The sequence below is a fragment of the Psychrobacter coccoides genome (genome assembly GCF_017498085.1).
GTDB classification, from domain to species: domain Bacteria; phylum Pseudomonadota; class Gammaproteobacteria; order Pseudomonadales; family Moraxellaceae; genus Psychrobacter; species Psychrobacter coccoides.
Genome location: NZ_JAGBKM010000003.1, coordinates 24,033 through 44,752, shown reverse-complemented (window position 1 = coordinate 44,752; position 20,720 = coordinate 24,033). Strand labels below are relative to the sequence as shown.

12 protein-coding genes are annotated in these 20,720 nt (G+C 45.2%); 10 read left to right on the top strand and 2 right to left on the bottom strand.

The features are described from left to right. Window positions 1-427 precede the first annotated feature (427 nt). The 5 genes from J3492_RS02655 (at window position 428) to J3492_RS02635 (ending at window position 11,473) form a co-directional block, all read left to right on the top strand. Window positions 428-1,723 carry an NCS2 family permease gene (locus J3492_RS02655; protein ID WP_207989560.1) on the top strand — a complete coding sequence of 432 codons (1,296 nt, stop codon included), beginning with the start codon at window positions 428-430 and terminating at the stop codon, window positions 1,721-1,723. 794 nt (window positions 1,724-2,517) lie between these two features. Next, window positions 2,518-5,775 (top strand): bifunctional proline dehydrogenase/L-glutamate gamma-semialdehyde dehydrogenase PutA, encoded by a 3,258-nt coding sequence (gene putA / locus J3492_RS02650; RefSeq protein ID WP_207989558.1) that lies wholly within the window; start codon window positions 2,518-2,520, stop codon window positions 5,773-5,775. Between the two features lie 11 nt (window positions 5,776-5,786). Then, the gene (locus J3492_RS02645; protein WP_207989556.1) at window positions 5,787-6,479 is read left to right on the top strand and encodes a 1-pyrroline-5-carboxylate dehydrogenase; all 693 of its coding nucleotides are present in this window, start codon (window positions 5,787-5,789) and stop codon (window positions 6,477-6,479) included. 246 nt (window positions 6,480-6,725) lie between these two features. Further along, entirely contained in the window at window positions 6,726-10,946 is a 4,221-nt protein-coding gene (gene hrpA, locus J3492_RS02640) for an ATP-dependent RNA helicase HrpA (protein ID WP_243453062.1), read from the top strand. Between the two features lie 56 nt (window positions 10,947-11,002). Continuing rightward, a complete protein-coding gene (locus tag J3492_RS02635) occupies window positions 11,003-11,473 on the top strand; it encodes a methyltransferase family protein (protein ID WP_207989554.1) in 471 nt (156 codons plus the stop codon). 101 nt (window positions 11,474-11,574) lie between these two features. Here the strand turns inward: J3492_RS02635 and J3492_RS02630 are convergent, their stop codons facing one another. Further along, the gene (locus J3492_RS02630; protein WP_207989552.1) at window positions 11,575-12,987 is read right to left on the bottom strand and encodes an aspartate ammonia-lyase; all 1,413 of its coding nucleotides are present in this window, start codon (window positions 12,985-12,987) and stop codon (window positions 11,575-11,577) included. 224 nt (window positions 12,988-13,211) lie between these two features. Here J3492_RS02630 and J3492_RS02625 point away from each other — a divergent pair, with 224 nt between their 5' ends. After that, on the top strand, window positions 13,212-13,811 hold the full coding sequence (locus tag J3492_RS02625; RefSeq protein ID WP_207989550.1) for a class I SAM-dependent methyltransferase: 600 nt from the start codon (window positions 13,212-13,214) through the stop codon (window positions 13,809-13,811). 32 nt (window positions 13,812-13,843) lie between these two features. Here J3492_RS02625 and J3492_RS02620 read toward each other — a convergent pair whose 3' ends face one another. Further along, on the bottom strand, window positions 13,844-14,173 hold the full coding sequence (locus tag J3492_RS02620) for a hypothetical protein (protein ID WP_207989547.1): 330 nt from the start codon (window positions 14,171-14,173) through the stop codon (window positions 13,844-13,846). A 407-nt stretch (window positions 14,174-14,580) separates the two neighbouring features. Between J3492_RS02620 and J3492_RS02615 the strand changes: the two genes are divergently transcribed. The 4 genes from J3492_RS02615 to J3492_RS02600 form a co-directional block, all read left to right on the top strand. Next, on the top strand, window positions 14,581-15,180 hold the full coding sequence (locus J3492_RS02615) for a class I SAM-dependent methyltransferase (RefSeq protein ID WP_207989545.1): 600 nt from the start codon (window positions 14,581-14,583) through the stop codon (window positions 15,178-15,180). Between the two features lie 134 nt (window positions 15,181-15,314). Continuing rightward, a complete protein-coding gene (locus J3492_RS02610) occupies window positions 15,315-16,415 on the top strand; it encodes a helix-turn-helix transcriptional regulator (RefSeq protein ID WP_207989543.1) in 1,101 nt (366 codons plus the stop codon). Between the two features lie 433 nt (window positions 16,416-16,848). Then, window positions 16,849-17,823: an OmpA family protein gene (locus J3492_RS02605; protein ID WP_207989540.1), complete on the top strand. Its 975-nt coding sequence runs from the start codon at window positions 16,849-16,851 to the stop codon at window positions 17,821-17,823. Window positions 17,824-17,900: 77 nt separating this feature from the next. Further along, window positions 17,901-20,720: Ig-like domain-containing protein (locus tag J3492_RS02600; RefSeq protein ID WP_207989538.1), on the top strand; the 2,820-nt coding region annotated here is incomplete at its 3' end.

The following is a 20,720-nucleotide window of genomic DNA, read 5'->3' as shown; positions in this document are numbered from 1 at the left end:
CTACAACCAAAGTAATACCAAAGGCAAAAAATGATGAGCGCTGTCAAACTCGTGTAGTCTACTATAGGTCGTATCTGTACTTGTTTACCGTGTAATAATGAGTTTGATAATGATAGAGCCATAACACAATATAACTCAATATTTATGATAAAAACCATTGTCCTAATCCGACCTTTGTAGTTTACTTCTAATTGGGTCAAAGGTCATGCAATATCTTTTTGGACCAGTTGGGCACGGGTAATGATTGAATTTGTGTCCTAATTTCTCTAAAATGTTGCGCTTTGTTACCGCTGCCTTTTTTATAAAGAGGTCATCACATCCTTGCTGACCTCTTAGGGCGTGTTGAATGTTCAACACGCCCTAATTATTTTAGGCGCTTATCAATCGGTTCTTTTTACTAGTCACTAGCTAGCTGGGTACGACAATTATGAATGCAATTGAACGCTATTTTGGGATCGATGGTGACAATACCACGATCAAAACGGAAATCCTAGCCGGTATTACCACCTTCTTGACGATGGCTTATATCATCTTTGTCAACCCCAGTATATTGGCAGAGGCGGGTATGGACAGGGGAGCAGTATTCGTTGCTACTTGTCTTGCTGCTGCGATAGGTTGTTTTATCATGGGTATTTATGCCCGCCTGCCAGTAGCCTTGGCACCAGGTATGGGTCTCAATGCCTTTTTCACCTATGGTGTGGTTTTGGGGATGGGCTATACGTGGCAAACGGCATTAGGTGCTGTATTTTTATCAGGTATTATCTTTATTCTTTTAAGCTTATTTAAGATTCGTGAATGGATCATCAACGCCATTCCGACCAGCCTTAAGCAGGGTATCGTCGCGGGTATCGGGGCGTTTTTGGCATTTATTGCTTTGCAAAGCTCAGGCGTCATCGTCAGCCAAGAGGCGACACTTGTGACGCTTGGAGATATGAAATCCTTTTCACCCATGATGGCGGCCTTAGGCTTCTTTGTGATCATAGGTCTGGTGTATAAAAAAGTACCTGGTGCTGTGACGATTGGCATCTTACTGATTACTATTATCAGCTTACTGACAGGTCATACTGAGTTTGCAGGCATCATGTCAGCGCCGCCATCGGTTGCACCGACGCTCATGCAGCTGGATATTGCAGGGGCTTTTGATGTAGCAATGATCAGTGTGATTTTTGCTTTCTTGTTTGTGGATTTATTCGATACCACAGGAAGCTTGGTAGGTATCGCCAGCAAAGCCGGTTTGGTGGATAAAAATGGCAATATTCCAAATATGGATAAAGCGTTGTTGGCCGATTCAACAGCGACCGTGGCAGGGGCAGTGCTGGGCACGTCATCTACGACCAGCTATATCGAAAGTGCCTCAGGCGTGGCCTCAGGTGGCCGTACGGGTCTGATGGCCGTGACCGTTGGTGTGCTGTTTGTGCTCAGTATTTTCTTTGCACCGCTGGCAGGTATGATTCCTGCGTATGCGACTGCGGGCGCTATTTTTTATGTGTCAGTCTTGATGTTGTTTACGCTAAAAGACATCAATTGGGAAGATCTCACTGAGTCTGCGCCTGTAGCGGTTGTATTGCTGCTCACGCCGCTGACGTACTCAATCGCTGATGGTATCGCTCTTGGCTTCATTACTTATACTGCGGTGAAGCTGATGACAGGTAAGTTTTCTGACATTACGATTGCTGTCTGGGTGCTAACCATTGTGTTATTGGCAAAGATTGTATTGCTATAAACTTCAGTACTGTTTTTTGCGTCTTATTATGACAAACCCTTCCTATTGTTTATACATAGGGAGGGTTTTTTACTATTAAAAGCACATTTAGATAAGTTGGTTTTTGCCATTATCGATAGATTTGTCGAGCTAAAGTATGCATGGTGATAAATGAAAAGACACAAAAAAGCCCTCGCATTTCTGTAGATAAGCCAACTGTTTGTTTTTAAATGGTATATTTATTATGATATAGAGATGATATCGTTAGTTTGATTGCTGTATTCATGATAATATAAACAGGTTAAGCGCATCACCTCAATCAACGCCGTAGAGGTTTTTCTTACAGTGAATTAGCGTCATACAAGACTGCAAACGTAGATATTCATCTAAGCATTATTATCAGGTGGTTCACATTGCCTGCAGGATTTTTGCTACTGTACTATCGAGCAGTCACACTCCTTTCACTACAGACAAGAAGAAGGCACTAATGCCGCTTAACTGTTCGTTGTTGCCTTTGCATTGTTAACGTAGCATGTTTAACGTTCGACGACATACTTAACCGTCTCCAGCTGATGCTGGATTTGTTCGTTTTGTGATGGCGCCGTTTGGTATTTTTAATCTCTATTAATCATTAACGTATCGTTAATACGATGGTTTTAGCGCCAATTTGATTAAATCATTAGCGTGAGCGCAAATTTGTCTGTTATTAGGCAGGATTGTGACCGTTTTATTATTGATTGTTGTTTTATACAGGTATAAAAATACTCCGACGCACCATTTATTATGGTTTTTTAAACGATAGTTGTGGAGTTGGTATGAACCCAATAGATCAGTTTACCCCGAAAGAGCCCATCTTATTTAAGCCTACTGACTTGCTGACGCCTGAATATATCACGCACTCAAGCGAGGAGCTGTATGCGCGTATTTCACCGCTATATAGTGTGGATGAAGATCGCTGGTTGACCGAGCTGCTTCCTCTGGCACAGCCTACTGACAAAGAGCGTGATGATGCAAGCGAGCAGACTCGCAAATTAGTCGAGCATGTTCGTAGTGATGGCAAAGCCGTGAAGATGGTCGATTCGCTGCTACTAGAGTACAGTCTGGATACCCAAGAGGGCATCTTGCTAATGAGCTTGGCTGAAGCTTTGATACGTGTGCCGGACAGCTATACTGCTGATGCGCTTATCCGTGACAAAATGAGCGTGGCTGACTGGAAAAAACACTTAAAAGACGATAATAATTTTATCGTTAATGCCTCGACTTGGGGCATGATGATGACGGGCCGTGTGGTCAGTATTGATAGCAGCACCACTGCTTCTGGGTTTTTGGATCGTATGACCAAACGCATGGGTGAGCCGATGATTCGGGCGGCGATGCAAAAAGCCATGCGCATCATGGGTCACCAGTTTGTGCTGGGTGAGACCATCGAAGAGGCGAATAAAAACAGTCAGCCTTACCGTAATAAAGGCTATACCTATTCGTTTGATATGCTAGGTGAAGCAGCGGTCACCAATAAAGATGCAGAAAAATACTTTAATGACTATCTGCATGCGATCAAATCGACTGCTAATGTCAAGGTCAAAGAAGGTATGCCCAAGCCGTCAGTGTCGATCAAGCTGTCTGCTCTGCATCCACGTTATGAAGCGACACAAGAAGCGCAAGTGATGGGGCTGCTGCGCCAGCGCTGTATGCTGCTCATTGAAGCGGCTCGTGAGGTCAATGTTGATCTGAGTATCGATGCAGAAGAAGCAGATCGTTTAGAGATTTCTTTAAAGCTGTTTGAGTCTTTGTACCGTGACGCTCTAACGGCTGGCTGGGATGGATTGGGTCTGGTTGTTCAAGGCTACTCAAAGCGGGCTATCGCTATATTTGCTTGGCTTGCACGCTTGGCAAAAGAAGTCGGAGATCGCATTCCACTGCGGTTGGTTAAGGGCGCCTACTGGGACTTTGAAATCAAACTGGCGCAAGAAAAAGGCTTGTCAGGCTATCCGGTATGGACTCGTAAAGAAGGCACCGACGTGGCTTATCTGGCCTGTGCCCGTTACTTATTGTCTGAGCATTTACGTGGCCTGATTTGGCCTCAGTTTGCCACACACAACGCCCATACTTTGGCCTCTGTCATGACCATGAGTAGCCATAAGGATTTTGAATTCCAGCGCTTACATGGTATGGGTGATGCGCTCTACGATCACATTTTGCAGGCCTATAGTATTCCTGTACGTATCTACGCGCCTGTCGGTGCACATAAAGACTTGCTGCCGTATCTGGTACGTCGTTTGTTAGAAAATGGGGCCAACAGCTCGTTTGTACATCAGCTACTAGACAAATCTTATCCGATTGAGCAGCTCACGGTGCATCCGTATGATAAGTTGCTGGCGAATGAGACATTGCACAACTCAGCGATACCACAGCCATTGGATATCTATGGCAAACGTCGTGCCAGCTTTGGTCCTAACATATTTATCGAGTCGCAGTGGCAGCCGTTTAAAGATGCTATCGACCGCCATATGGACAAAACATGGTCAGCGACCCCTATTATCAATGGGCAAGCGATCAACGAGTATAGCGCTGATGACCAAAAGCAAGCGCTTGAAAGTCATACGGTACGTGCGCCATGGAATCATGATGTGATAGCAGGGGATGTGCAGTATGCTAATGCTGACATTGCCCAACAAGCCATCGATGCTGCAGTTGCAGGCCAACAAGCGTGGCAAGAGGTACCTGCTGCTAAGCGTGCTGAGATATTGCGTAAAATTGCTGATTTGTATGAAGAGAACTACGCTGAAGTGATGGCGCTATGTCAAATCGAAGCGGGAAAAACCACACAAGACAGTATTGATGAGATTAAAGAAGCGGTAGATTTTTGTCGCTTTTATGCAGATGAAGCAGAGCGCCTCGCATCACAAGCTCATGAGTTTACTGACTTGTCAGGCAAGCAGGTACGTCAGGTTTATAAAGCCCGTGGCACCTTTGTCTGTATCAGTCCTTGGAACTTCCCATTTGCGATTTATAGCGGTCAGATTGTGGCGGCTTTGGCAGCAGGAAATACGGTTGTGGCCAAACCTGCCGAACAAACCAGCTTGATTGCGCATTTCGCTGTTCAGTTGATGTACCAAGCCGGCGTACCAGCCAGTGCGTTACAGTTCGTCACGGGTGCTGGTGAAGTGGGCGCCGCCTTGACAGCAGCAGATAACTTGGCGGGTGTGGTGTTTACAGGCTCAACACAGACCGCTCAACGCATCAATCAAAGCTTAAATGATCATGCCCAAGCCAGTGGAGAGCTGCCTGTATTGATAGCTGAGACGGGTGGTCAAAACGCCATGATTATCGACTCAACTGCACTGCCTGAACAAGTGGTACAAGATGCTGTGCTCTCAGCATTTGGCTCAGCGGGACAGCGCTGCTCAGCGTGTCGTATTTTGTGTATCCAAGAGGATATCGCTGATAACCTGATTGAGCTGCTGCAAGGCAATATGGCAGAGCTGGTGGTGGGTAACCCAACATACGTCGCAACCGACGTCGGCCCCGTGATTGATGCGACAGCTAAAAAGGCTTTGGATGCTCACATCGAACGTATGCAGTCTGAGCCAACCACCAATATCTTAGCGCAAGCGCCGATGAGCGCTCATTCAGTGGTCAGCGAAGAGCGATCTACTTTTGTATTGCCAACTGCTATTGAGGTCCAAAGCATTGATGTTATTGGTGGTGAGCACTTTGGCCCGATACTTCATGTCTTGCGCTATCAGGCTCGTGACTTGGATAAACTCATCGATGCGATTAATGCGACTGGATACGGCCTGACTTTAGGTATTCATAGCCGTATTGAAAGTGTGGCTGAGCACATCGAACGCCGTACAGTAGTGGGTAACACCTACATCAATCGGAACCAGATCGGTGCTATCGTCAACGTCCAGCCTTTTGGTGGCTGCGGTTTGTCTGGGACAGGTCCAAAAGCAGGTGGCCCGCATTATGTCGCCCGTCTGATGCGTCTGACGAATGAGCCATTAAGTGCTGAAAACAAAGCGAGCGCTGCAAGCAGTGCCGTCTCATCTATCCAAGCAGAAAACGTATAAGGAGTAGCAATATGGCGACTGAGTTTAAAAAAGATCATGCCCAAGCTTGTGAAGCGTGGCGGTTACTGAGCGCAGTAGAGCGTGCTGCTTATTTACAAGCTGCTATTCCTAAACTGGCACTACTGACAGGCAATGCCAATAAGGCACGGCGATTATTCAGTCATTTATTAGAGCAAGCGCCTCGTCTAGATGACGTGCAGCGCATGACTGGTGCTACTGGTGAGTCTAATGACTTATATGTGACGGCACGTGGAAAAACCATGGTCATCGGTGGCGAGTCAGCCAAAGCCATGGCTGTACTTGGGCAGCTGATCGCTGCGTTATTAACGGGCAATGAGGTGATACTGCATTGCCCAAGCCAAGAAGACATGTGTGAGGCCGCTGCCAAAGCGCTTTATGCCACGGGTATCAGTGACAACGTATTAAGTGTCGCTAATGATTCGCAGACTGTGACCTTGCTGTATATCGATCGTCTGGCGCAGGTGGCAGTGGCAGGCAGTCTTGCTGAGATTCAAGAAATCAGTCAAACCCTAGCAAATACTGATGGCATCTTAACGCAAGTGATCGCTGTGACAGATATGGAAGGATTTTGTGAAATGCTCACTCCAGACTATCTGTATCGCTTTGTCACTGAACGTGTGATCACCATTAATACGACGGCGATCGGTGGTAATGCCAGTTTACTTGAGCTGGGTGCGGATTAATGCAGTTACAGTAGCATGGGTTTATAATCTATAAGCATAAGTACTGTTTTTAATGGAACCAATAAAAAGAGGTCTGTCAGCGATGGGCCTCTTTTTTTGTTGAATCCACTAGGATCATTTAACCATGGCTTCTAAATTTAAACCTAGCTTGAATATCACATCCGTATACACCAAACCCCGCTTGAATCACCGCCCAATTACCCCCATACTCTAAACACTGATTAATAATAAATAGCCTAAGCATATATGTCTGATAATTCAACAACAACGCCCAATATCACCACTGCTCTACATCGTTTTGATCAGCAAAATAATGAGCTGCCAGTTCTTGTCAAAGACCAGCATTATCTGAGCCGTCTTGAGCGAGAATTGGCCCGTGCTGCTGTCTCTAAAAACCAAGCGTCCAAAAACAAAGGGTTTGATAAAGGTCAAGATAATAACCAAAACCCCGATGCAGCGACCGATGAGCAAAGTAAGGTTGCTCATGAACTGGCAAAAAAACGGGCGCAGTACGATAAAGTCAAAACCCGCTCGCAGCTGGCAGTACAAGCTCGTATCGACAGTATTCCAAAAGATCTGGCGAGCACACTAAATCCAGACTTGCCTGTCAGTCAGCGTGCCGATGATATCGTGCAAGCCATTATTGATAATCAAGTCATTATCGTGGCAGGGGAGACGGGCTCTGGTAAAACCACTCAACTGCCAAAGCTTGCTATGCTGGCAGGACGTGGTATCACCGGGCAAATTGGCCATACCCAGCCGCGTAGACTGGCAGCGAGAAGTGTCGCCAATCGTATCGCTGAAGAGTTGGGTGAGTCACTGGGTAACACCATCAGCTTTAAGATTCGTTTTAATGAACAAGGTACTGCGCAGTCCGTTGTTAAGCTGATGACTGATGGTATTTTGCTCGCTGAACTGGGCCATGATAGATTTTTAAATAAATACGACACCATCATTATCGATGAGGCGCACGAGCGTAGCCTAAATATCGACTTTATTATGGGTTATCTCAAAAAACTGTTGCCCAAACGGCCAGACCTGAAGGTGATTATCACTTCAGCGACCCTCGATACCAAACGCTTTAGTGAATACTTTAGTCATTATGATAAAAAGCTGAAACGCCAAGTCCCTGCGCCTATCTTTAATGTCGAAGGGCGCAGCTTTCCGGTTGAGGTGCGTTATCGTCCACTTACCGATGAGCCAGTCAACAGCTCTGATGAGGACAGTTATGATGATTTTGAAGAAAACCTACCTCGTGCTGTGGTTGCAGCGGTCGAGGAGTGCTTTAGCGATGCGCAAAATAAAGGTCATGCTGATCAAGCCGATATCTTGATATTTGCCGCTACCGAAGCGGAGATTCGTGAGCTACAAGAGGTGCTGATACAGTATGGCCCCAAGCATACTGAAGTGCTGCCCTTATTTGCCCGACAAACCTATGATGAACAGCAGCGTATCTTTCAGCCATCAGGTCGGGGTCGACGTATCGTTATCGCTACCAACGTGGCCGAGACTGCGCTGACGGTACCTGGTATTCGTTATGTGATTGATTTGGGGTTTGCACGGATATCACGCTACTCTTATCGCTCACGTGTGCAGCGCTTGCCGATTGAAGCCATCTCGCAAGCGGCAGCCAATCAGCGTAAAGGTCGCTGTGGCCGTGTGGCACCCGGTGTCTGTATTCGCCTGTATAGTGAGGAGGACTTTACCAGTCGTCCTGAGTTTACCGAGCCAGAGATCTTGCGTACCAACTTGGCCTCAGTCATCTTACAGATGGCGAATCTGCGTTTGGGCAGTGTTGATAGCTTTGATTTTATTGAGCCGCCTGATAGCCGCTTGGTCACTGATGGTCATAAGCTGCTCGACGAGCTGGGCGCTATTCCCTCTAAAAACAACAAGGCCGCTAAGCCGAACAAACGCAAAGGCGGTGAGCAGCTGCGTCTGACCCGTACCGGTCAGCAAATGGCACGTATGCCCATTGATCCTCGGTTGGCACGGATGCTGGTTGGTGGTAGCGACTTTGACTGTATGCGTGAGATGCTCATCGTGGTGGCCGCCTTGGCTGTGCAAGATCCACGTGAGCGCCCTGCAAACAAGCGCCAACAAGCCGACCAAAAGCATGCCTTGTTTCGGCAAGACGACTCTGACTTTCTGTTTTATTTAAGCCTCTGGAAAGCTTTGTTTGATAAAGACGAAGATGGTAATAAGCTGTCTAATAATCAGCGCCGCCAGTTTGCCAAAAAGCATTACCTAAGTTTTCCACGAGTACGAGAGTGGCATCAAACTCATCGGCAACTGTCGCAGATGGTCACTGAGCTAAAACTGACCACGGATAAAAACAATGGTAAAGAAACACTTGGTGGCGACCCTACCAGTAGTGATGATGAGGAAGTCAAGGCAGTACGCTACGCACATCTGCATCGTGCTTTGATGACAGGGCTGTTGTCTACCATCGCTCATAAGACGGAAAACCGTGGTGAATATTTAGCCGCACGTCAACAAAAAGCCAAAATCTTCCCCTCCAGTACGCTGTTTAAACAAAACCCGCCTTGGGTTATGGCGTTTCAGATGGTGGAGACCTCGCAAGTCTTTATGCGTAATGTGGCTAAGATCGAACCTGAGTGGGTGATATCAGCCGCAGGCGATTTGCTAAAGTATCATTACTTTGAGCCACACTGGTCAAAGAAGACCGGACGGGTCAAAGCCTACGCCCAGATCAGTCTGTTTGGTCTCATCATTGTCAGTAAGCAGCTGACCAATTATGAGCAAGTGAATCTGGCCGAGTCACGGGAGATATTTATCCGTGATGGACTGGTAACCGGTAATCTAGGGCGGCAAGCGCCGTTTTTGCAGCATAATATGGATAAGATTGCTCAAGTCGAGCGTATCGAGGACAAGCTGCGTCGCCGTGATTTACTGGTCGATGAAGAAGCGCTATACCAGTTCTATGATAAAAAAATACCCGAGCATGTCGCCAGCCGAAAGGCCTTTGAAGACTGGCGGGCTGAAGTAGAAAAGAGTGATAAAAAACATCTGTTCTTTACTGATGATGACGTTCTGACCAGTCAGGCGCCAACTACCGGCGATTTTCCTGAAATCTGGCAGTTGGGGGATTTGCGCTTGCCGCTGCGCTATGTCTTTGATCCTGCCAGCGATGACGATGGCGTGACCATCCGTGTGCCGCTGGCTGCCTTACCACAGCTCGACGCCATCGAGCTGTTGTGGGGTGTGCCTGGTTGGCGTTTTGAGTTGGTGCTGCAATTGCTTAAATCCTTGCCCAAAGACATTCGTCGCCAAATCGTGCCGATACCGGACACTGCCGATAGTCTATTTGATGAGCTACAGATGGAGGGCGAGCAAGGATTGCTTAAGCAGCTTTGTCAGGCGCTGAATCGCCGTGGCATTATGTCGGTGACCCCTGATGATTTTGACCCATCAAGCATTGATCGCTACTTGCAGCCACAAATCTGTGTGGTCGATGACAAAAACCGCATCATTGAAAAAGGCCGTGATCTGGAGACCCTGCAGATTCGTCATGCTAGCGAGACCAGTCAAGCGGTTAATGAGCAACAAGGCGTGCATACCGAATTTCCCGAGCACTTTGCCTTTAGTAAAAACCGTCATAGCGCTGGCGTGGTCATGAAGCAGTTCTCTGCACTGGTCGCTGATGAGGCAGGGGATGCTGTCTCCATTCATCAATATACTGATGTCAATGCTGCCCTCAAAGCACATCGCACGGGTATTTTAACTTTAATAAAAACCAAACTGGGTGCCAAGAAAAAACAGCTCACCAGCCAAATCGACAAGATATTTAAATTGGCCTTTGCGCCCCTTGGCGATATGGAAAAGCTTAAAACCATCGTCATCGATGCCACTTTGGACGCAACTTTAGAAGAGCATTATGTGTTATTTGATCACAGTAGTGACTTACCTGAGAGCGCTGACAGTGTGGCCGTTGGACTGAGCGAGGAGTTGCCTTTTAACGCTGATGAGTATCAACAAACCTTCGATACAGTCAACAAAAACTTTCTATTAACCGGCCAGCATATCATTAAAACCCTCAAAGAGGTTTATACTCGTTGGCAACGTATTCGCCAAAGTTTACTTATGCTTGATCGAGAGGTATTTGGCGAGTCTATCGATGATATCGAAGACCAGCTGCAAGATTTGCAGCTGTCAAACTTTATCTATCATATGGATTATAGTCATTGGCGGCAGTATCCACGCTATCTTGAGGCACTGGAAGTACGTATCGAACGCTTGGAGCACAACCTTGATGCCGACCTAGACGGAGTCTATGCGCTGGATGTGCATATGGAGCGGCTGGCCAATCGTGCCAACGATGAGGCCATCAGTGAGTATCGCTGGATGGTGGAGGAGTATCGAATACAGCTGTTTGCGCAACCGATGAAAACTCGCATGGCAGTTTCACCGAAGCGGCTGAGTAAGATGTGGGATAAAGTGGGTTAAAGAGTTCTAAATGAATTACACTATAAATATCATACTCAAAAAGCAACGGAGTCTTTATGCTAAAGCTCAGTTCATTAGAACTTAAAGTCCCACCTGTTGTGCACTTTGCCGTGACCGGTGGCGCTATGTACTTCGTCGCTAAGCAATTGCCAACGTTTGATTATTCACTGACAGGCTCAAAAGGGTTGGTAAGCGCACTTGCTATCGCAGGGGTCACATTGGGGGTAAAAGGCGTTATTGAGTTTAGAAAAGCGCAAACCACCCCAAACCCGCATACGCCAGATAAAGCATCAGCGCTGGTCACTGAGGGCGTATACCAGTATAGCCGTAACCCCATGTATTTTGGGCTATTGACTGTACTTATCGCATGGGGGCTTTACTTATCTAACTTATTGACATTATTACTATTGCCGCTGTTTGTCGTTGTCATGAATCAGCTACAAATCAAACCAGAAGAACGTGTATTGGCCAAAAAGTTCGGGGAAGCATATCAGGCATATAAAGCAAAAGTAAGACGCTGGATATAGTAGGTCTCTGATTTTTCTTAGTGAAAATCTAAGGGAGTGATGATAAAAAAGGCTGGATTAGCAATCGCTAATCCAGCCTTTTTATGCGGGAACCAAACGTATTAAAGCGCTGGTCTGACCTTTGGATATACCATATTTGCAGGCAATAAAATCTCATCCAGTTTTGCTTTATCCATTAGGTTTTCTTCTAAAATAATATCGTAGACGCTACCCCCAGTTTCTTGCGCCTTCCTTGCTACATAGGACGCTGACTCATAACCTAAGTGTGGGTTTAGTGCTGTCACTAGACCGATATTATTAAACACTTGGGAGTTGCAATAGTCGTCATTCATCTTGATGCCATCGATACAGCGGGTAGCAAATATCTCACAGACATTGGCCAACATGCGCATACCCGTAAAGAGATTAAAGGCAATCACAGGTTCAAACACGTTGAGCTGGAGCTGACCGTTTTCAGAGGCAATGATAATGGTATGGTCGATACCCATGACATGAAAGCACGTCTGATTTACCACTTCCGGAATGACTGGATTGACTTTGCCTGGCATGATTGAGCTGCCCGGCTGCATTTCAGGCAAGCGATATTGAGCCAAGCCAGCACGTGGCCCTGAAGACTCTAAGCGTAAATCGTGAGCGATTTTAGATAGGCGTGCTGCCAGTAGGCGCACGTTACCTGATAAGTCCACATAAGAGCTGGTGTCCTGCGTGGCTTCGATTAAATCTTCGGCGATATAGTAAGGACGTCCTGTAAGCTCAGACAGTACCTCGGCCACTGTTTCAGAGTAGCCTGCAGGGGCGTTTAGACCTGTCCCAATGGCCGTGCCACCCATATTTATCTCGTGAAATAAAGGGCGGGTAGACTCAATGCGAACCATCTCTTTTTTTATCATGGTGGCAAAAGCATTGAACTCTTGTCCTGCGGTCATAGGTACGGCATCTTGTAAATGCGTGCGCCCCATTTTGAGATAATCAGCCAACTCATGACTTTTATTGATAAAGCTTTGGTACAGTACTTTCATTTTGTCCAGCAGGTAAGTACAGTAGTCATCTAAGGCGACATTCATCGCAGTCGGATAAGCGTCATTGGTTGATTGTGACAGGTTAACGTGATTATTGGGGTGGACGTGCTGATAGTCCCCCTTTTCATAACCTAAAATTTCAAGCGCTCGGTTGGCGATGACTTCATTCACGTTCATATTCGTGGAGGTGCCTGCGCCACCTTGGAACATATCAATGATAAACTGATCATGATATTTTCCTGCGATAATATCGTCACAAGCGCCAACAATCGCATCTTTTATAGTGTCATTTAGGACACCAACTTGATTATTGGCAATCGCAGCAGCTTTTTTTACCGTAGCAAACGCTCGAATAAAGATTGGAAATCGACTTAATCGTACACCGCTGACGGTAAAGTTTTCAGAGGCACGTAAAGTCTGGATACCATAGTAAGCATCAGCAGGGACGTCTCGGTAGCCGAGTAGATCGTGTTCTTGGCGAGTAGCAGTAGTCATTAAACTTCCTTCAATAAAAAGCCCTAGTTAAAACGCACATGTTTTATAGTTCTTATAAAAATGGCAGTTGATAAGTCTTGACTGATGACATGCCCAATGCGTCAGCCAAGTCAACATTATAGTATAAGCGCTTTGATAGGGTATTAATAATAAATAATTATTGCATGATACATAATTAAATTCAGATAAATGTTAATCGTTAATAACTATAAAAGGAAAGTACAATGTGGAATGAGCGTTATAGTGAGACAGAGTATGTCTTTGGCACCCATCCTAACGACTTTTTAAAAGAAACATTTGTCCATATTCCGACAGGTGGGCGGGTGCTGTGCTTGGCAGAAGGTGAGGGCAGAAATGCGGTGTTTTTGGCTGAGCAAGGTTATGAGGTGACAGCGATGGATCTGTCCGATGTGGGCTTAAATAAGGCCTTAAAGCTAGCCAGTGACAGGGGCGTCGCAATCACCACGCAAGTGGCTGACTTGGCTGACTATCAATTTGGAGAAGAGCAATGGGATGGCATTATCTCCATTTGGGCGCATATGCCTGAAGCGGTTCGCCAGCATGTCCACGCTCAGATTGCGCCTGCCTTAAAACCAAACGGTGTGTTTATCGCAGAAGCTTATACTGAGCAACAGCTCACGATGGAAGCTGTAGGAGGACCGCCAGCATCAGAAAAAGAGCGCTTTGGCTCATTAGAAAATCTGCAGATAGAGTTGGCTGAGCTAGAAGAAGTTATTGGTATTGAAAAACAGCGCCTGATATCAGAAGGTAAGCGCCATCAAGGACTTAGCGCTGTAGTGCAGTTTGTCGGTCGTAAGAGATGACCTTGCTAAAAAGCTGAGCATATTTGCAGTGACTAATTACTGAGAGAGTCTTTAAAGGTATAAATACTATAAAATAAAAACGATAAGAGCGCAAATGCGGCGATAAAAGGGGTAAATATCCATATTAGAATATTAATCAGTAGGGCAGATAATAGCCCATTAAACATGTCTATATCAGGATTTATATATTCACCGACGACATCTACAGCTTGCTTAGCAATAGGAAATAATACCGTGCTTATCGCTAATGAGTAGAGATATTTATTCAAGCTTGGGTCGTTTGCTAGGATACCAAAGTAAAATAAGGTGAAAAAAATGATACCCAGTGACCAACATTTGAGAGTGTAATTTAAACGTAGCATAATGACCCCCTGAAATGTAAATGGATAAATATTCTTGATAACAGATTTATGCACTAGTGTTGACTAATTAATATTTATTCATAATAACGAATATATACAGGCGCGTCAATTGATTTATCATTTTAGCGCTTGAGTATATGAGTGATATGACTAATTAGAATATAAAAAAATAGATAGGTAACCTCGTAACCTATATATGAGGCTTACTAAGTCAGTAGGCCGTGATTTATTAATATAGTCAGGTCAGTATAAAAAGAATACAGCGAGACTGAGATGCTTAGTTCTTTAATGTTGGTTTTGCAGCCTCTGTCTGCGCAGGCACAGCACGCAAGAAAAATTTGTACCAGTCTAGCGTGTTAATGCAGTGTATCTATTTTATTTAGTATCGACTATACAAGGAAAATAAAATGTGGGACCAGCGTTATAGTAGTGATCATTATGTCTACGGCACAGCACCTAATGATTTTTTAAAAGCACAGTTTGAGCAAATACCGGCAGGCGGGCAGGTGCTTTGTCTGGCAGAAGGAGAGGGTAGAAATGCAGTGTTTTTAGCGGAACAAGGCTATAAAGTAACGGCCATCGACCTCTCAGAGGTTGGCTTAAATAAAGCACTAAAGCTGGCCTGTGATAAAGGCGTTGCGATTATTACTCATGTATCAGACTTGGCGGATTACTCATTGGGTGAGGCGCAGTGGGACGGCATCGTCTCTATATCAGCACATATGCCACCAGCGGTACGTCAACGTATTCATGCTCAGGTCGCACCTGCTTTGAGACCAGGCGGAGTTATGATTTTGGAGGCTTATACCGAGCAACAACTTGAGATGCAAGGAGTTGGTGGGCCACCTGCGTCACAAAAGGATAAGTTTATGTCGTTAGAAACTTTGCGAGCAGAGCTTGGTGAGCTTGAAGAAGTGGTGGGGGTTGAGCTGCAAAGAGAGATGTCAGAAGGTGAGCTACACCATGGACCTAGTGCTGTCGTGCAATATATAGGTCGTAAGCAATGAGTGAAGCCAGATTGCATGGTGTAACTATAGGATAAAAATAAAGACAAGGATAAGGGCTGTTCATTTAGAATAGCCCTTCTTCGACCTGGTTAGGTGAAGTATAAAAAAAGTCGATTGTTATTAAGTGGAAAAAAATGATAGAAACTGGGCACAGTACTCATAAAAGTATAATGATTGCTATCAGAGAAGCGGCGGCTTTATATCTATTTAATAGAAGCCGTGAAAAAGACATCCCTAAAATTGCAGAAGTCTTCTTGTCTCTGGAGAATTATGAAGGAGAAAGAGTGCCTATAACAGAGGTCGTTAAGGAGGTTCATGCCATATCTAATGTGCTACAGGATAACTATCTAGGTCTGCATTTAAATTTACTGGTCGATATAGAGTCGTTACCTTTCTACAAAGCCATTAGTGAATGTATCAAACCCTTTTCTAATGTAAATAGTGAATTGCCTTTTTTGTTAGTCGGCCGGCTTGTATTCCATTTTTTCTTTCTTATGACACAGTCTATTGATCTTAAGCTTACTTTAAAGAAAGAACAACTCCGATTCGACTTTGCTTCAAACGCTTCAGAGGTTATGAATAAAAACCAAATTGATGGCGCTATGGTGTTGGTTTATAGACTATTAGAAGCTTTTTGTCCTGGTAGGTTAAAAGGCGTGTGTGTTGCACACCGGTATACTTCCTACGAGTTAGAGTACTATCAATCTATATTTGGTGTGCCTGCCAAGCTTGCTGCTACAACAAGTTTGGTATATGACTTAAAGTGCAGCAACCACTATAAAAATGCCACTTACTTATTAACAAGCTCTGAGCAGAGACTGGGTAGAAAGTTTCTGATAAATCCTTTATTGAACATGTTATCCATTCAGTTTGCTGACCTTAGTTACCAACAGCGTTGTGAGATCATTCTTAATACCGTTATGGGGGTGAGCGTACCAACACGTCGTCATGTTGCTGACTCAATGAATATCAGCGTCAGCACTCTACAAAGACGGCTCAAAGAAGAGGGAACTTCGTTTCATGAGGTATTAGAAGCGACCAGAAAGCAAATGGCCAAACTGTACTTAATTGAAAAAAAGTTATCGACAACTGACATCGCACATTTATTAGGCTACAAATCACACAGTCAGTTTTTTAAAGCGTTTAAAGCTTGGTTTGGTATGACACCGAAAGCTTATCAAGTGAGCTTGATAGAGTCTATAGAAACAGAACCTATAAAAAATGAGCATCATTAACCTGAATCGTTGGTAGATGGTTTTTAATTGAAAGTAGGGTGAATATTTACGAAGTTGTCGTAATTCGGGTCAATATGGTGTCTTATTGTTCTGTTATGAACCAATTAATGTTTCAGTAGGTTACAGGTGTTCATACGCATTCTATACTAACTAAAATAAGTGTATTAAGCTTTGCCACAATAACAAATAATGCCTAATTAACTGACAATACAGTTAAATTCTGATAAGCGGTAGAAAAAACAGACAGATTAAGAGTCTATTATAAAATGGTATATATGTCATATACTGTTAAGTGTAATAAATCCGTTAAAAACCTCACTATATATAAATGTATAAAACGAACCAATGTTATTAATGAGTTGGCTTATATAGGCCTCAACAAACAATAATCGATTAACCAAAAATAAACAGTACTGAACGTCAGGATGTCGCTATGTATAAAGCACTTAAGAAAAATATCATTACTATCATGTTGCCAATGGCCTTACTTAGTGTGTCTTCTTGTGCGATCACGGGTGGGATTGACAATGAAGGCAATACACGGCGTGTCGATGGTGTCACATGGAATAATAAAACAAACATCGACTTTGAAGAAGTGCTCAACCAAGAGGTGGCCGCTGACAAGGTGCGCTTGGTATTTATTCGAAAAAACGACGATCACTCTATTCAAACCAGTGCCAACATCTCTGTCAATGATCGGTTTCAGGTCAGCTTGCATGCGAACAACTACACGATGGTAGAGTCGTGTGCTGGGACTAATCAGTTGAGTGTTCAGGCGACTGGTTTTAAAAATAATAACTTATTGGCAGATAAGCAAGATTATCAGTTACAAGGTGGTCAAACGTACTTTTTTTATGTCGAAATGGACGGAACAGGCGAGAGCACACTGACGCAGATAACGCCTGACAGTGCATCACCGCTATTAGCAAATAAATCTTATCAGTCTCATCAAATCAGTCGTGTCGTACCGAATTGTCCAGCACCTGTCGCTGCTATGCCCGCTGTGACACCACCTTTGACAGCAGAAAAAGAAACACCCGTGCTAACTGAAAAAGTGACGATTGATCTTGAGGTGTTATTTGAGACAGATAAGGCGGTCGTACGTCCAGAGTATTATGCCAAAGTAGCTGAGCTGGCTGAATTTATGACCCAGTATCCAAATACTGCCGCCATCATAGAAGGACATACTGATAGCCGTGGAAAGGATAGTTATAACCAAGCTTTATCCCAACGTCGTGTAAATGCGGTAAAAGAAGTGTTGATCTCGCAGTTTGGAGTCGCAGAAGATCGTTTAACTGCCATAGGTTATGGCGAGTCGCAGCCAAGAGCAAGTAACGATACAGTAGAGGGTAGACAGCTCAATCGCCGAGTGGTTGCTGTTGTCGAAGAAAACCTAGCCAAGCCATGAGTTTTTAGCGATTTAGACATCCTAATACATAAGACTGTAAAGTTCTAAAATTTTGATTGAAGAAATAAGAGATGAAAATGAATACGATTATTGTGAAGACAAATGATGCGACTCAAACCATAGATCAAGTACAAGTCGTGACCAAGGACGGTAAGCCTACCATTATTAAAGCTATGGATAAGGTGAATTATGAGTTTCATGATACTGCTATCGGTCGTGCGCCTAACCATATCATCACTAAACGTCTAAAAAACGACTTACATGTTTCATTTGAAGAAGAAGGTGAAGAAAGCGACCTTATTATAGAAGGTTTTTACGATAACCCAGACAGTGCGCTACTTGGTATCGCTGAAGATGGAGAATACTATTATTATATTCCAGATACTGGTGAGACCTATGATTATGTGACTCAACTGGAAGTCGGTGATGTCGAGGGTCAGGCGCTCGGCGGCACGGAGTATGTTGCAGTTGTACCTTGGTGGATACCAGCGGCTGCTGGCGTTGGATTGGTTGGTATAGTCGCTGCTAGTAGTAGCAGCTCAAACGATAGTGGTGGTGTCACTCCTCCTGTTAATCAGGCGCCTGTTGCTGAAGACGATGTCGTAAAAGGTGAAACAGGTCAGCCTGTCACTATCGACGTAGTGGCAAATGATATTGATCCTGAAAACGACTTAGACCCTACCAGTGTCAAGCTGATCGATCCTGTTACAGGCGATGAAGTCACTAGCATCACTGTGCCTGATGAAGGTGAGTGGGTAGTTGATCCTACGACTGGCAAAGTCACTTTTACACCAGAGTCAGGTTTTAGCAATGATCCGACACCTATTGAATATGTTGTTTCTGACAATGCTGGATTAAAGTCCAATCAAGCGACCATTACCGTTGATTATCCAGGCGTAGTAAGCATCACAGGCACGACCAGCTTGAATGAAACCGCTGCTGATGGCAGTGCCAATGAAGCGACTTATACCGTAAGTATTAGCAACCCAAGTACGGAAGATACGGTGATTGAAGTCACCATTAGTGATGGCAGCACCGAAGGTTCCGCTGACTATACCGCACCTGTCACCCAAGAAGTCACCATTCCAGCAGGTCAAACTACGGTTGACATCAGCGTACCGATTGTAGATGACAACCTATTTGAAGGACCCGAGGACTTTACCGTTACCGTTACTGATATCACTTCAGGTACGGCAACGATTGGCCCTGATGACAGCGTCAACACCACCATCTATGATGATGGCACCACAGATGGTGAAACACCTGTTGATCCTGCAGATCCATCAGTAGGCGATGATACGCCAGTAGTATCTATTACTGCCACTAAAGATACTGCCACTGAAGGTGTCGATAACTTGCTTATCTTTGATGTCTCGCAAGATAATCTGAGTAACTTTGACACTATTGTTGACGTTAAGCTGAATACAGTAAATAGCACTATCGAAGCGGCGGACGTTGCTTCTATAAGTTACACTAATTCAGACGGCATTGTAGTGACATTAGGCACCCAAGCTGAGATCCAAGACTTCCTCACCAATGGCGCAAGCGTCAAGATTGCAGCGGGTAGTACCAAAGCCCCAGTCATCACCATTACGGTGGCGGATGATGATGTTTATGAACAATCAGAAGACTTAGTGCTGGATATCAGCAATGCACAGAACGCCACTATAGGCACAGACAGTGCCACTGGCACCATTTATGATGAAGACCGAGTAGCTGGTAGTGAAGATCGCTTAGGCGACTTTAATGATGGTGATGAAGCGCAGAGCACCGATCAAGGCACGCCTGTGAGTGGCAACTTACTGGATAACACCTCAGAGACCGATCCGAGCATCAGCCTGAGTGTCTCGAACGTGCAAGTGGATACCGATGGTGATGGCGTACTAGACACCATCCCAACAGATGGCACCCCAACCGCCGTCACCGATGTCAATGGCGACCCGATTGGCAGCATCACCGTTAATGCTAATGGTGACTACACCTTTACCCCAGATGCTGACTTTACCGGTGATGTCCCTGTGATTGGCTATGACGTGGTTGATGGTAGTGGCAACGTCCTTGACGATTCTGTCTTAGACCTCACCGTTCTTCCAGGGCCAGTTACCATTGAGATTGAAGCCACAATAGGCACAGCCACTGAAGGCACAAGTGATGACACTCTTGAGTTCACCCTCCGCCAAAATGTGGCCAGTGACCAAGATACCGTTGTTAACGTGCGCCTAGATGCAGCAAACAGTCCTGATATTACCGCCGGTGACATTGCGCGTTTGCAGTACACCAAAGCCGATGGCAGCGTGGTTGATACTACTGATCAGGGTGAGATCAGCGCCTTCTTAGCCACTGGCGACGACGTCTTAATCGCTGCGGGCAGTAAAGAGAGCCTCATCACTATCAGCGTTGCTGATGACAGCGTTTATGAGCAAACTGAAGACTTAGGTCTGATCATCTCCAATGCTGTTAACCCTAATGGCGTCACCATTACCACCGCTACTGATAGCGGGGTGATTGAGGATGAAGCGGCACAAGATGGCACCCCACAAGAAGGCGACCGTCCGACCGTTGGCATTACTGCGAGCAAAGCCACCGCCATAGAAGGGGTGGACAACACCTTAGAGTACACCGTTGAGCAGGATAACGAGAGCAACCTTGCCACCACAGTCACTGTTAAAGTGGCGACGGGCAGCAGCGAGGTTGAAGCGGCGGACATTGCTTCTATTGGCTACATTGATGCCACAGGCAGTCCTGTGACCATTACCGACAGCGCCGCCATCCAAGCGTTACTAAATGGCACCACCACCTTGCAAGTCAAAGTACCTGCAGGTAGCACAGCTGCGCCTAAAATTACGGTTATCGTCAAAGATGATGACATCTATGAGGACAGCGAGCAGCTGAGCTTT

Excerpts from the sequence above, each read along its gene's own strand:
- J3492_RS02635 (WP_207989554.1), top strand. The coding sequence starts at position 11,003 with ATGCTAAAGCTCAGTTCATTAGAACTTAAAGTCCCACCTGTTGTGCAC.
- J3492_RS02620 (WP_207989547.1), bottom strand. The coding sequence starts at position 14,173 with ATGCTACGTTTAAATTACACTCTCAAATGTTGGTCACTGGGTATCATT.
- putA (WP_207989558.1), top strand. The coding sequence starts at position 2,518 with ATGAACCCAATAGATCAGTTTACCCCGAAAGAGCCCATCTTATTTAAG.
- J3492_RS02610 (WP_207989543.1), top strand. The coding sequence starts at position 15,315 with ATGATAGAAACTGGGCACAGTACTCATAAAAGTATAATGATTGCTATC.
- J3492_RS02615 (WP_207989545.1), top strand. The coding sequence starts at position 14,581 with ATGTGGGACCAGCGTTATAGTAGTGATCATTATGTCTACGGCACAGCA.
- J3492_RS02605 (WP_207989540.1), top strand. The coding sequence starts at position 16,849 with ATGTATAAAGCACTTAAGAAAAATATCATTACTATCATGTTGCCAATG.
- J3492_RS02630 (WP_207989552.1), bottom strand. The coding sequence starts at position 12,987 with ATGACTACTGCTACTCGCCAAGAACACGATCTACTCGGCTACCGAGAC.
- hrpA (WP_243453062.1), top strand. The coding sequence starts at position 6,726 with ATGTCTGATAATTCAACAACAACGCCCAATATCACCACTGCTCTACAT.
- J3492_RS02655 (WP_207989560.1), top strand. The coding sequence starts at position 428 with ATGAATGCAATTGAACGCTATTTTGGGATCGATGGTGACAATACCACG.
- J3492_RS02645 (WP_207989556.1), top strand. The coding sequence starts at position 5,787 with ATGGCGACTGAGTTTAAAAAAGATCATGCCCAAGCTTGTGAAGCGTGG.
- J3492_RS02625 (WP_207989550.1), top strand. The coding sequence starts at position 13,212 with ATGTGGAATGAGCGTTATAGTGAGACAGAGTATGTCTTTGGCACCCAT.